General features: G+C 74.3%; 9 protein-coding genes. 5 read left to right on the forward strand and 4 right to left on the reverse strand.

The features are described from left to right. Positions 1-102 precede the first annotated feature (102 nt). Positions 103-2,295 carry a lytic transglycosylase domain-containing protein gene (locus BMW67_RS00960; RefSeq protein ID WP_083581206.1) on the forward strand — a complete coding sequence of 731 codons (2,193 nt, stop codon included), beginning with the start codon at positions 103-105 and terminating at the stop codon, positions 2,293-2,295. Between the two features lie 158 nt (positions 2,296-2,453). Here BMW67_RS00960 and BMW67_RS00965 read toward each other — a convergent pair whose 3' ends face one another. Beyond that, positions 2,454-3,611, reverse strand: coding sequence for an acyl-CoA dehydrogenase family protein (locus tag BMW67_RS00965; protein WP_072746774.1), 1,158 nt, complete (start codon positions 3,609-3,611; stop codon positions 2,454-2,456). 149 nt (positions 3,612-3,760) lie between these two features. On the opposite strand from BMW67_RS00965, the gene purD reads away from it, so the two are divergent. Beyond that, complete coding sequence (gene purD / locus BMW67_RS00970; protein ID WP_072746955.1) at positions 3,761-5,029, forward strand: phosphoribosylamine--glycine ligase; 1,269 nt, start codon at positions 3,761-3,763, stop codon at positions 5,027-5,029. 183 nt (positions 5,030-5,212) lie between these two features. Here the strand turns inward: purD and BMW67_RS00975 are convergent, their stop codons facing one another. After that, positions 5,213-5,521 (reverse strand): hypothetical protein, encoded by a 309-nt coding sequence (locus tag BMW67_RS00975; RefSeq protein ID WP_072746775.1) that lies wholly within the window; start codon positions 5,519-5,521, stop codon positions 5,213-5,215. A gap of 203 nt (positions 5,522-5,724) precedes the next feature. On the opposite strand from BMW67_RS00975, the gene BMW67_RS00980 reads away from it, so the two are divergent. Beyond that, positions 5,725-7,425 (forward strand): NAD(P)H-dependent oxidoreductase subunit E, encoded by a 1,701-nt coding sequence (locus BMW67_RS00980; protein WP_083581207.1) that lies wholly within the window; start codon positions 5,725-5,727, stop codon positions 7,423-7,425. 5 nt (positions 7,426-7,430) lie between these two features. Here BMW67_RS00980 and BMW67_RS00985 read toward each other — a convergent pair whose 3' ends face one another. Both BMW67_RS00985 and BMW67_RS00990 read right to left on the reverse strand, forming a co-directional pair. Then, positions 7,431-8,117, reverse strand: coding sequence for an aminotransferase class IV (locus BMW67_RS00985; protein ID WP_083581208.1), 687 nt, complete (start codon positions 8,115-8,117; stop codon positions 7,431-7,433). Continuing rightward, complete coding sequence (locus BMW67_RS00990; protein WP_072746777.1) at positions 8,066-9,220, reverse strand: aminodeoxychorismate synthase component I; 1,155 nt, start codon at positions 9,218-9,220, stop codon at positions 8,066-8,068. The genes BMW67_RS00985 and BMW67_RS00990 overlap by 52 nt, the downstream gene beginning before the upstream one ends. A 280-nt stretch (positions 9,221-9,500) precedes the next feature. On the opposite strand from BMW67_RS00990, the gene rimP reads away from it, so the two are divergent. Beyond that, positions 9,501-10,151, forward strand: coding sequence for a ribosome maturation factor RimP (gene rimP, locus BMW67_RS00995; RefSeq protein ID WP_072746778.1), 651 nt, complete (start codon positions 9,501-9,503; stop codon positions 10,149-10,151). After that, positions 10,148-11,788 (forward strand): transcription termination factor NusA, encoded by a 1,641-nt coding sequence (gene nusA, locus BMW67_RS01000; RefSeq protein ID WP_072746779.1) that lies wholly within the window; start codon positions 10,148-10,150, stop codon positions 11,786-11,788. Before rimP ends, nusA begins: the two co-directional genes overlap by 4 nt. Positions 11,789-11,796 lie beyond the last annotated feature (8 nt).

Raw genomic sequence — 11,796 nt, forward strand, 5'->3', positions numbered from 1 at the left:
GCGGCCCGATCGCGCGCGCGTGATCGGGCCTCGGCCGCGCCGCCGTGCTAGACTGCGCGTCACGGCGCGGAGCAACCGCGCGGATCGAGCGGAAAGACCCGAATGGCGCGCATTCATCGCCGACGGCTCACGAGCGGGGCCGCGACCCTCTTCCTTCTGCACGCGGCGCCGCTGGCGGCGGCCGCGCTCGGCCAGGCCGCCGCGGGCGCCGAGGGCCCGGCGCCCTTGCGCGCGCCGCTTCCCGCCCCGCGGACCGAAGCGCGAATCGAGGCGCCCGCCCGCGCGGCCGCTTCGACGCCGGACGGCGCGGCCCCCTGGGCGACGCCCGCTCCGCCCGGCAGGGCCGCGGCCTCGGACGCGCGGGCCTCGGGCGCGGCGCCGCTTTCTTCCGGCCCTGCGGAGCGGATCGTCGCCGAGGGCCTCGCCGCCGCGCGCCGCGGCGACTGGCCCTCGGCCCTGCTGGCCGAACGCGCGCTGGATGCGGCCGCAGAGCCGGCGGGCGCCGACCTTCTGCGCTGGCTGCGCCTGCGCGCGGGCGAAGGGCGCTGGCGCGAATATGCCGACTTCCTCGCCCGCAACCCCGGCTGGCCCGACGCCGCCCGGCTGCGCCGCGCGGCCGAGCGCGCCGCCGCCGATGCGCCGTTCGACCAGGCCCCGCCCCCGGCCGAGATCGTCGCCTTCTTCGCCCGAACGCCCCCCGCCACGGGCGCCGGCGCGCTGATGCTGGCGCGGGCGCTGCGCGCCCAGGGCCGCATCGACGCCGCCCGCGCGGCCGCGCGCGCCGCATGGCACCGCCTGTCCCTGACCCCGTCCGAGCAGCGCGCCTTCGAGCGCGAATGGGGCGCGGCGCTGGCCGGCGCCCATGCGGAGCGTCTCGACATGCTGCTCTGGCGCGGCCTGAGCGGCGAGGCCATGCGCATGGCGCCGCATCTGGACGCGGATCTGATGGCGCTGATGCGCGCGCGCATCGCGCTGCGCGAAGGCCGCCCGGGCACCGAGGCCGCGCTGGCCGCCGTTCCCGCCCGGCTGGCCGCGAATCCGGGCCTTGCCCATGACCGCTTCGCCTTCCTGCTGGCGCGCGGCCGGCTGGACGAGGCCGAGGCGCTGCTGCTGTCCCGCCCGCCCTCCAAGCAGGGCCTCGGCCGCCTCGCCGCCTGGGCGCGCGGTCGCCTCCTGCTGGCGCGCGAGGCGTTGCAGCAGGGCCGCGCGCGCGACGCCCTGCGCATCGTCTCGGGGCACGGGCTTGACGATGGGGCGCGCATGGCCGAGCTGGAATGGCTCGCCGGCTGGATCGCCCTGCGACGGCTCGACGATCCGGCGCGCGCGCTGACGCATCTGCGCGCCTTCGACGCCGCCGTCTCGACCCCCGTCAGCAAGGGACGCGCGGGCTACTGGCTGGGCCGCGCGCTCGAGGCCGCCGGCAAGGCGGACGAGGCGCGCGCCGCCCATGCCCGCGCCGCCGCCTTCCAGACCACCTTCTACGGCCAGCTGGCGGCCGAGCGGATCGGCGCCCCGCCCGACCCCGCGCTGACGGGCGCCGCGCCGCTGCCCGACCCCGAGCGCGCGCCCTGGCTGCGCGGCGGGCTGGCGCGCGCCGGGGCGCTGGCGGCCGAGGCGAGCGCGCCGGATCTGGCCCGAAGGCTTCTGACCGCGGCCGCGCGCCAGGCGCCGACGCGGCGCGACCGCGAGGCGCTGGGCGCGCTGGCGCTCGACCTCGGGCGCCCCGACATCGCCATCGCCATCGCCAAGACGACGCGGGCCGCCGAAGGCGACGCCCCGGCGGTGCTGCTCTACCCGATCGTCGATCTTGGCCCGCCCGCCCCGGGCGTGCCGCGCGCCCTGGCGCTGGCCGTCGCGCGGCAGGAAAGCGAGCTGGCCCCCGAGGCCGTCAGCCCCGCCGGCGCGCGCGGCCTCATGCAGCTGATGCCCGCCACCGCGCGCAAGGTGGCTTCGGCGCTGGGGGTGGACTACTCGCGCGACGCGCTGACCTCCGAGGGCCGCTACAATGCGCGGCTCGGGCAGGCCTATCTGGCCGAGCTCATGCGCGAATTCGGCGCCGAGCCCCTGGCCGCGGCCGCCTACAACGCCGGCCCCGCGCGCGTGCGCGAATGGCTCGAGCGGCTGGGCGATCCGCGGCGCGGCCAGATCGAGATGCTCGACTGGATCGAGTCCATCCCCTACCCCGAGACCCGCAACTACGTCATGCGCGTGATGGAAAGCGTCCATGTCTACGCCGCCCGCCTGAGCGGCGCGCCGCAGCCCCTGTCGCTTGGCGCAAGGCTGGGCCCGCGCTGACGCAACCGGCCACGCCGCATCCGCGCCCGGGCCGGAGCGCGCCGCCGACGCGCGCGCCCGGCGACGCATGCGAAACGCTCCCCGCGCCGGCCGCGCGGGCGGGCGACGCCGCCGCGCGGGCGACGGCCGGCGCCCCCGCCGCCGGCGCGCGGCCGGGCTCAGCGCGCCGCGCGGCGGGCCATCTGGCGGGCGACGAGCATCTGCTGGATCTGGCTCGTGCCCTCGTAGATGCGCAGAAGGCGCACGTCGCGGTAAAGCCGCTCGACGGGATACTCGGCCATGTAGCCCGCCCCGCCATGCACCTGCACCGCCCGGTCGGCGACGCGGCCGGCCATCTCGGTGCAGAACAGCTTGCAGGCCGACGCCTCGAGCTGCGCGCGCCCCTCGCGGTCGTAAAGCGCCGCGGTCTCGCGCACCATGGCGCGCGCGGCCAGAAGCTCGGCCTGACTGTCGGCCAGCAGCGCCTGCACCAGCTGGTGCTCGACGATCGGCTTGCCGAACTGCACGCGCTCCATGGCATAGCGCAGCGCCTCGTCCAGCATGCGCTGCGCGGTTCCCACCGCCACGGCCGAGATGTGGATCCGCCCGCGGTCCAGCACCTTCATCGCCGTGCGAAAGCCCTTGCCCTCGTTCTGGGGGCCGCCGATGATCGCGTCCTGCGGCACGCGCACGTCGGTCAGGCGCACGTCGCAGGTCTTGGCGCCGCGCTGACCCATCTTGCGGTCGGGCGGGCCCAGCTCCAGCCCCGGCGCGTCGGCCGGAACCAGAAAGGCCGTCACCCCGCCCGCGCCCGGATCGTCGGGATTGGTGCGCGCCATCAGCGTGAACACCCCGGCACGCGGCGCGTTGGTGATGTAGCGCTTGACGCCGTTGATGACGAAATCGTTCCCGTCGCGCCGCGCCGAGGTGCGGATATGCGCCGCGTCCGAGCCGTAATCGGGCTCGGTCAACGCGAACGAGGCCGTCACCTCGCCCGAGGCCAGCCGCGGCAGCCAATGCGCCTTCTGCTCCTCGGTTCCATCCATCAGGATGCCCTGCGAGCCGATGCCCAGATTGGTCCCGATCAGCGAGCGAAAGGCCAGCGAGGCGCGGCACAGCCGCTCCACCAGCCGCACCTCCTGCGACATGCTCAGGCCAAGGCCGCCGTATTCCTCGGGGATCGTCAGGCCGTAAAGGCCCATCTCGCGCATCTGGGAGACGATCTCGGGGGGGATCTCGTCCTCGGCCTCGACGCGCGGCTCGGCCGGGATCAGGCGCTCTTCCACGAAACGGTCCACGGCGTCGATCAGCTGCGCGAAGGTCTCTTCGTCCACCATCGGGGTCTTCCTCGGTTGCCGGCTGCTGATGTCGAAATACGCGAAACGCCGTTCCGAATCCAGCGCCGCGCCGCCCCGCCGCGCCGCGTCTGGACGCGCCCGCCCCCGGCGCCCTACAAGCGAGGCCGACCACAGCGAAGAGGCGCATGATGAACATCCTGATCCTTGGCGGCGGCGGGCGCGAGCACGCCCTGGCCTGGGCGATCGCCCGCAGCCCCGATTGCGGCAAGCTGATCTGCGCGCCGGGCAACGCCGGCATCGCCGCCGTCGCGCGCTGCGTCCCGGCCGACATCGAGAACCCCGCCGCCGTCATCGCCCTGTGCCGGGCCGAGGAGATCGACTTCGTCGTCATCGGCCCCGAGGCGCCGCTGGCCGCGGGCGTGTCCGACGCGCTGCGCGAGGCGGGGATCGCGGCGTTCGGCCCCTCGCGCGCGGCGGCGCAGCTCGAGGCGTCCAAGACCTTCGCCAAGCAGATCTGCGACGCCTGCGGCGCGCCGACCGCCGCCTGGGCCCGCTTCGAGGACCCCGAGGCCGCCAAGGCCCATGTCCGCGCGTCGGGCGCCCCCATCGTGATCAAGGCCGACGGGCTGGCCGCGGGCAAGGGCGTGGTCGTGGCCGCGACCGAGGACGAGGCCCTGGCCGCCATCGACGAGATGTTCGCCGGCGCCTTCGGCGCCGCGGGCGCGGCGGTGGTGATCGAAGAGTTCATGCCCGGCGAGGAGGCCAGCCTGTTCGTCCTGACCGACGGCGAGCACGTCCTGCCCCTGCCCGGCGCGCAGGACCACAAGCGCGCCTTCGACGGCGACAAGGGCCCCAACACGGGCGGCATGGGCGCCTATTCGCCGGCGCCGGCGCTGACCCCCGAGATCGAGCGCCGCGCCATCGACGAGATCGTCCTGCCGACGATCCGCGAAATGGCCCGCCGCGGCGCTCCCTATCGCGGCGTGCTCTACGCGGGGCTGATGATCGGCCCGTCGGGCCCGCGGCTGGTCGAATACAACGCCCGCTTCGGCGACCCCGAATGCCAGGTTCTGATGATGCGCCTGGCGGGCGACATCCTGCCCGCCCTGCGCGCCTGCGCCGAGGGCGGGCTCGAGGGCGTGCGGCTGGACTGGCGCCCCGAACCGGCGCTGACCGTGGTCATGGCCGCCAAGGGCTATCCGGGCGCCTACGCCAAGGGCGAAGAGATCCGGGGCCTCGAAGCCGCGGCGGCCGACCCGGACGTCGAGATCTTTCACGCCGGCACCCGAGCCGAAAACGGCCGCATCCTGTCGAATGGCGGGCGCGTGCTGAACGTGACCGCGCGCGGCGCGACGCTGGCCGAGGCCCGCGCCAAGGCCTACGAGGCCATCGCCCGCATCGACTGGCCCGGCGGCTTTTGCCGCAGCGACATCGGCTGGCGCGCGCTGTCGCGCTGAACGCGGCGCTTCGGCAAACGCGCTAGGGGCCGGACCGGCCCGGGGGCGCGCGCCCGGACGCGCCCGGCGGCGTGCTTGAACGAGCCGGCGCCGCGAACTCGCCGGAACGGCGCGCGCCGGGCCTCTCGGCCACCGCCAACGGTCGCCGCCGCGCAGCCGCACGCGCGGCGGCCAGCCCGCCAATCAGCCGGTCGTGCAGCGCAAGACCGCCGTCAGCACCGAAGGGTCGGCCCGCATCGATTTCTCGACCGGCTCGCAACCCGTGGCGCGGCGCATGGCCTCGGCGCCGCGCAGGGCCATGAGCTCGGCGCTGGCGCCCCATGCCCTGCTGAGCCGAATGGCCTGCGCCTCGTCGCCCGCACGATAGACGTCGAAGCTCCAGCCGTCGACCTCGACCCTTGTCGGCTCGGCGCCCACGAAGCGCATTCCCGGCGACGAGCACGCCGCCAGCGCCAGCGCCGCAAGCGCGGCCGCGATCCATGCCCTGAACATCGCGCCTCCTCGTTCCATCGGTCGGCGTCAGGGTGCGCGCAAGATGGTTTCCAAAGGGTGAACGCGCGCGCCATGTCCGCCGCGCGCCTCGTTGCGTCGCTTTTCGCCCTGCCCGCGCCGGCGCGCACGCGCTACCATGCCCGCGGCCGCCCGGCACGGCGCGGCGCGATCACCGGTGACGGGCACGGATGACGGGGCGAAGCATGGCGCTGGACGACGGCAAGGGCGTATGGAAGTCGGGGCGCGGCAAGGGCCGCAAGACCCCCAAGGGACGGCAGGTCTCGGACTCGGCGCTGGCCGAGCTGCGCGCGCTGCTGGGCGACCGGCCGCGCCGGCGCGACCTGCTGATCGAGCATCTGCACCTGATCCAGGACGCGCGCGGCCACCTGCCCGCCGATCTGCTGCGCGCCCTGGCCGAGGAGATGGGCCTGTCCCAGGCCGAGGTGTTCGAGGTGGCCACCTTCTACGCGCATTTCGACGTGGTGAAGGAGGGCGAGACCCCGCCGCCGGCGCTGACGATCCGGGTTTGCAGCTCGTTGTCCTGCGCCATGGCGGGCGCCGAGGCCCTGCGCGAGGCGCTTGCCCGCGGGACCGACCCGGCGCAGGTGCGCGTGCTGCACGCCCCCTGCATGGGCCGCTGCGACCTTGCGCCCACGGCGCAGCTGGGCCGGCGGCACATCGACCGCGCCACCCCCGAGGCCGTCCTGGCCGCCGTCGAGGCCGGCCTGACCGAGCCCGAGCTGCCCCGCTGGCAGGATCTGGCCGCCTATCGCGCCGAAGGCGGCTACGAGACGCTTCTGGCGCTGCGCGCGGGCGCGCGCACGCCCGAGCAGGTGCAGGGCGCGCTGCTCGAGGCCGGGCTGCGGGGCATGGGCGGGGCGGGCTTTCCGAGCGGGCGCAAATGGTCCTTCGTGCGCGCCGAACCCGGGCCGCGCTACATGGCGGTGAACGCCGACGAGGGAGAGCCGGGCACCTTCAAGGACCGCGCGCTGCTCGAGTCGACGCCGCATACGGTGCTCGAGGGCATGCTGATCGCCGCCTGGGCGATCGAGGCCGAGCGCTGCTTCTTCTACCTGCGCGACGAATACCCCGCCGCGCTCGAGATCCTGCGCCGCGAGATCGCCGCGCTGGAAGAGGCGGGGCTGATCGCGCCGGGCCATGTCGAGCTGCGCCGCGGCGCCGGCGCCTATATCTGCGGCGAGGAAAGCGCGATGCTCGAAAGCATCGAGGGCAAGCGCGGCCTGCCGCGTCACCGCCCGCCCTATGTGGCCCAACGCGGGCTGTGGGGCCGCCCCACCCTGGTTCACAACGTCGAGACGCTGCACTGGACGACGCGCATCTGCCGCGAGGGGCCGCAGGTTCTGAACGGGGTCGAGCGCAACGGCCGCCGCGGCCTGCGCGCCTTTTCGGTCTCGGGGCGGGTGAAGCGGCCGGGGGTGCACCTGCTGCCGGCCGGCTCGACGATCCGCGACGTGATCGAAGCCGCGGGCGGCATGCAGGACGGCCACGTCTTCAAGGCCTATCAGCCGGGCGGCCCCTCGGCCGGTATCCTGCCCGCCAGCATCGACGACGCGCCGCTGGATTTCGACGCGCTCGACGCGCACGGAACCTTCATCGGCTCGGCGGCGATCGTGGTGCTGTCGGACAAGGACCGCATCCGCGACGCGGCGCTCAACATGCTGCGCTTCTTCGAGGAGGAAAGCTGCGGCCAGTGCACCCCCTGCCGCGTGGGCTGCGAGAAGGCCGTCAAGCTGATGGAGGCCCCGCGCTGGGACGCGCCGCTGCTCGAGGAGCTGTGCCAGACCATGGCCGACGCCTCGATCTGCGGGCTGGGCCAGGCGGCGCCCAATCCCATCCGGCTGGCGCTGCGCCACTTCGCCGACGAGCTGGACGCCGAAGGCTGAGCGCCCTACCCGACCAGCCGCGCCGGGATCAGCCCGCGCAGGGCGTTGCCGACGAAAAGCCGCGCGCCGCGCAGATCCTCGGGGCGCAGCTTGGCCTCGCGCGCGCGCCCGGCGGCCAGCAGCTCGGCCCGCAGCACGCCGGGCAAGAGGCCGCAGGACAGGGGCGGCGTCTCGAGCCCTGCGCCGCGATCGACGAAGACGTTGGTGATCGCGCCCTCGCACAGCTCGCCGCGCAGGTTCAGCAACAGCGCCTCGTCCACGCCGGGGGGCGCGGCGGCGCGCGCGGCCTCGTAGGCGGCGCGGCGCGTGGTCTTGTGCCCCAGCCACGGATCGGCCGGGTCGAGCCGCACCGCCGAGATCGCCACCCGCCACACCGCGCCGGGCGCAAGCGGCGCGAAGGGCGTCCAGGCGACTTCGACGCGCCCGTCCGCGTCCAGCGTCAGCCGCACGCGCCACAGCCCGCCGGCGGGCGCGGCGTCCAGCGCCGCCTCGACCGCGGCCATGTCCAGCGGCCGCCCCAGCGCCGCGCAGGAGCGCGCCAGCCGCGCCATGTGCCCCGCGCGGCGCGGATAGACCCCGTCGCGGCGCAGCATGGTCTCGATCAGCGCCGGGGCCCCGTCCTGCGGCGCGGCGCGGCCGTTCAGGCCGGCCCCCGCGCCACGTCCGTCGCGAAGCGGGCCTTGAGCAGGCATTCCTCATACTCCTTGCGCGCGGTCGAGTCCTGAACCAGCCCGCCGCCCACATTGAACACCGCCTCGCCGCCCGGATGCAAAGACAGCGTGCGGATGGCGACGTTGAAATCGGCGCCCCCGTCGGGCGAGACCCAGCCCACCGCGCCGCAATAGACGTCGCGCGGCGCGTGCTCGAGCGCGCGGATCGCCTCCATGGCCCGCACCTTTGGCGCGCCGGTGATCGAGCCGCAGGGGAACAGGCCCGCGAACAGCTCGGCCAGCGTCAGGCGCCGGCGCAGCCGCGCCGTCACGCTCGAGACCATCTGGTGGACCGTGGCGTAGGTCTCGACATGGAACAGCCGCGGCACGCGCACCGAACCCACCTGCGCCACGCGCGCCAGGTCGTTGCGCATCAGGTCCACGATCATCAGGTTCTCGGCGCGGTTCTTGGCGTCCTCGGCCAGCCAGCGGGCGATGGCGCGGTCGGCCTCGGGGTCGGGATCGCGCGGGGCGGTGCCCTTCATCGGCCGCACCTCGATGCGGCCGTCGGGGAACAGGCGGAAGAAGCGCTCGGGCGAGCGCGACAGCACCTCGGGCCCGACGCCCAGCGAAACCAGCGCCCCGTGGCGCACCGGCTGCACCGCGCGCATGCGCGCGAACAGATCCGCCGCCGCGCCGCGCGCGCGCGCGCGCATCGGGAAGGTCAGGTTCACCTGGTAGAACTCGCCGGCCCGGATCCACGCCGCGGCGCGTGCGAAGCGCGGCGCGTAGTCGTCGAAGCTCCAGTCCGGCGCGGGCGCGGACAGCGCTGCGCGCGAGGGGTCGGCCTGCGCGAGCAGCGCCGCGCCCTCTTCCGCCGGGGCCGGCGCGTCGAAGACGCCGAACAGCATCAGCGGCGCGCGCCGCCCGCGCGGCGTCAACGGCCCGAGACGGGGCTCGAGCGCATAGCCCAGCTCGTAGGAAGCATAGCCCGCCAGCCACGCGCCCTGCGCGCGCGCCGCCTCCATGCGCGCGAAGCAATCGGCGACCTCGGCCGGCTCCCACGCCGCCAGCAGCCGCCGCGGACGGGCGAACAGCAGCGGCGGGGCCTCGGGGCCGTTGTCGAACAGAACGTAGCGGCGCATGCGGCGACCTTGCGTCTGGGGCGCATCCGGGGCCGGCGGGCGCCGGCGCGGGGCCGGCGGCACGCTATGCCATCGAATCGCCGCCGACGAAAGCCGCCGCGCGACGCGCCGCGGTCCGAAGGCGGCGCGGCGCATATTTCGGCGCGCGCCCTTGCGGCGCGGCGGCAAAGGGCGTATATGGCGTGACACATAGCGGCGACGTCCCCGCCACGGGGGCCTCGACCGGACCGGGAAGGGCGGGCCGCTAAGGCCCGCCCTCCGCGTTTTCAGGAGACCCGACTTGACCGACCTGGTCGCCAAGACACCGCTGGACCAGCGCCTCGCGCGCATCCTGCGCCCCACCGTCGAAGGGATGGGGTTCGAACTGGTGCGCGTGCGCTTCACCGGCGCCGAGCGCAAGGCCACGCTTCAGGTGATGGCCGAGCGCCCCGACGGCGTGATGGAGGTGGACGACTGCGCGCGGCTTTCGCGGGCGCTGTCGGCGGCGCTGGACGTCGAGGACCCGATCGAGGGGCGCTACGCGCTCGAGGTCTCGTCGCCCGGCATCGACCGCCCGCTGACCCGCATCGCCGATTTCGAGCGATTCGCCGGCTGGGAGGCCAAGATCGAGACCGACGTCATGATCGACGGGCGCAAGCGCTTTCGCGGCGTCCTGCACGGGGTCGAGGACGGCGAGGTCCTGATCGAGATCGCCGAGGGCGTGATCGGCCTGTCCTTCGATCTGATCGCCGACGCCAAGCTGGTGCTGACGGACGAGCTGATCGCCGAAACGCTGCGCGCGCGCAAGGCGGCCGGGCTGGCGCCCGAGCCCGCGCCCGACGCCTTCGACGAGATCGAGACCGAAGAAGACGACGACGAGGATTCCGCCGCCGGCAAGGGCGGCGCCCGCGCGGCCGGGGCCGCGGACGAAGATGCGAACACGGAGGCCTGAGAATGGTCAGCGCGAACAGACTTGAGCTTTTGCAGATCGCCGACGCCGTCGCGCGCGAGAAGCTGATCGATCCCGAGCTGGTGATCGAGGCGATGGAGGACAGCCTGGCCAAGGCGGCGCGCTCGCGCTACGGGGCCGAGTATGACATCCGCGCCCATATCGACCGCAAGACGGGCGAGCTGACCATGGCCCGCGCGCGCGAGGTGGTCGAAGAGGTCGAGAACCACTTCACCGAGATCTCGCTCGAGGAGGCGCGCGCCATGAACCCCGAGGCCGAGGTGGGCGACTTCATCTCCGAGCCGCTGCCGCCGATGGATTTCGGCCGCGTCGCCGCGCAGACCGCCAAGCAGGTCATCGTGCAGAAGGTGCGCGAGGCCGAGCGCGAGCGCCAGTATGAAGAGTTCAAGGACCGCGTCGGCCAGATCATCAACGGCGTCGTCAAGCGCGTGGAATACGGCAACGTCATCGTCGATCTGGGCCGGGGCGAGGGCATCATCCGCCGCGACCAGCTGATCCCGCGCGAGATGCACCGCACCGGCGACCGCATCCGCGCCTACATCCGCGACGTGCGCCGCGAGGTGCGCGGCCCGCAGATCTTCCTCAGCCGCACGGCGCCCGAATTCATGGCCGAGCTGTTCAAGATGGAGGTGCCCGAGATCTACGAGGGCACGGTCGAGATCAAGGCCGTCGCGCGCGACCCCGGCTCGCGCGCCAAGATCGGCGTCGTCTCGCATGACAGCGGCGTCGATCCGGTGGGCGCGTGCGTGGGCATGCGCGGCTCGCGCGTGCAGGCCGTGGTGCAGGAGCTGGGCGGCGAGAAGATCGACATCATCCCATGGTCCGAGGACCCGGCCGCCTTCGTGGTCAACGCGCTGCAGCCCGCGGACGTGGTCAAGGTGGTGCTGGACGAGGACGCGCGCCGCATCGAGGCCGTCGTGCCCGACGACCAGCTGTCGCTGGCCATCGGCCGCCGCGGCCAGAACGTGCGCCTCGCCTCGCAGCTGACCGGCTGGGACATCGACATCCTGACCGAAGAGGCCGAAAGCCAGCGCCGCCAGGCCGAGTTCGCCGAGCGCACCAAGCTGTTCCAGGAGCAGCTCGATCTTGACGAGTTCCTGGCCCAGATCCTGGTCTCCGAGGGCTTCGCCTCGCTCGAGGAGATCGCCTATGTCGATCGCGACGAGCTGCTCTCGATCGAGGGACTCGACGAGGACACCGCCGCCGAGCTGCAGACCCGCGCGCAGGAGAAGCTCGAGGAAGCCAACGCGAAGGCGCTGGACGAGGCGCGCGAGCTTGGCGCGGCCGAGGACCTGATCGCCTTCGAGGGGCTGACCCCGCAGATGGTGCTGGCGCTGGCCAGGGACGGCATCAAGACCCTGCGCGACTTCGCCGAATGCGCCGACTGGGAGCTGGCGGGCGGCTACTCGACCATCGACGGCAAGCGGGTCAAGGATGACGGCATTCTCGAACCCTTCGACGTCTCGCTCGAAGAGGCGCAGGAGCTGATCATGCGCGCCCGAGTCGAGCTGGGCATGGTCGATCCGGCCGATCTCGAGCCCGCCGAGGACGAGGAAGGGGCCGAGGGCGAAGGCGAGGATGCCGCGACGCCCGCCGCGGAGGTCCGGGCCGAGGCGTGACGCCCCGG

The organism is Oceanicella actignis (assembly GCF_900111545.1).
Lineage (GTDB): Bacteria > Pseudomonadota > Alphaproteobacteria > Rhodobacterales > Rhodobacteraceae > Oceanicella > Oceanicella actignis.